Source organism: Pseudomonas sp. 8AS (genome assembly GCF_902506505.1).
Taxonomy (GTDB): Bacteria; Pseudomonadota; Gammaproteobacteria; order Pseudomonadales; family Pseudomonadaceae; genus Aquipseudomonas.
Genome location: NZ_LR733411.1, coordinates 1 through 1,230 on the forward strand (window position 1 = coordinate 1; position 1,230 = coordinate 1,230).

Annotated in this window: 1 protein-coding gene; it reads left to right on the forward strand. The window is 62.0% G+C overall.

Features of this window, described 5'->3' with window-relative positions; translation table 11 throughout:
- The first annotated feature begins 72 nt into the window (after positions 1–72).
- Positions 73–1,116, forward strand: coding sequence for an IS110 family transposase (locus GV001_RS19990; protein WP_160083497.1), 1,044 nt, complete (start codon positions 73–75; stop codon positions 1,114–1,116).
- Positions 1,117–1,230 lie beyond the last annotated feature (114 nt).

Here is a 1,230-nt window from a genome sequence, read left to right on the forward strand (position 1 = left end):
GGCTGTAATGGACTCTCCCTGCACCACGTTTCTTCTATAAGACCGAGGTGCCTGTTCGCTGGGAGAGCTTCGATGAAACGCATAGCAATTGATTTGGCCAAGTCCGTTTACCAGGTTGCCGAGAGTGTCCATGTCGGCCGTGTGGATCGTCGCAGGCGGCTTGATCCGGAGGCATTCGGGCGATATGTACAGGAGCAATCGGAGCCTGTCGAGTGGGTAATGGAGGCCTGTGGCACGGCCCACCACTGGGGGCGGCTGATGCAGGCGCAGGGGCATCGGGTGGTGCTCCTGCATCCGCGTTACGTGCGTGCGTATCGGCGGCGCAACAAGACTGACCGCAACGACTGCGACGCCATTCTTGAGGCAGCGCGCTGTGAAGGAATTTGTCCGGTACCCGTCAAAAGCGTGCAGCAGCAACAGGTTCAGCAGCTGCACAAGTTGCGCGAGGGTTGGAAAAAGACCCGCGTACAGCGCATCAACCTGCTGCGCGGCATCCTGCGCGAGATGGGTGTAGCAGCGCCCAACGGCACCCAGGTGTTTCTGCGCCAGGCCTGCGAACTGATCGAGCGCCCCGAAGTCTGTGCCCTGCGTGGGGCCCTGCAGATCGTGCTGGCCGAGATCAGCCTGTACGAACAATCAATGCGCGAGTGCGAGGAGCAACTGGCGCGTTGGCACGCCGACGACGAGATCGTGCACAAGCTCGACGAAGTCAGCGGTATCGGCCTGCTGACCGCCAGCGCCCTGAAAACCGCGGTCGGCAAACCAGAGCGCTTCGTCAGTGGCCGGCACCTGAGCGCCTGGCTGGGCATGACGCCCAACGAATACAGCAGCGGTGAACGCCGGCGACTGGGGCGAATCAGCTGCAAGGGCAACGTCTATGTGCGCACCTTGCTGATTCACGGCGCACGTGCAGCATTACTGGCAGCGAAACGCTGCCGGGCACGCACACCTGAGCGCCTGACCCAGCTACAGCGCTGGGCACTGCAGACGGCCGAGCGCATTGGTCACAACAAGGCGGCGGTGGCATTGGCGAACAAGCTGGTAAGGATCTGCTGGGCAGTGTGGTGCCACGAGCGCCGCTTCAGTGGCGACTGGCAGAGCGCAAGGCCCGCCTGACGGCGGGGTAATCAGCAAGGTGTGATGTTTTTCTTGCGGTTGTGGTGAGAAGCGAGACTGTCGGAACAGGCGAGTCCTGCAGCGGAACAAGGCCGATAACAATCATGATCCTCG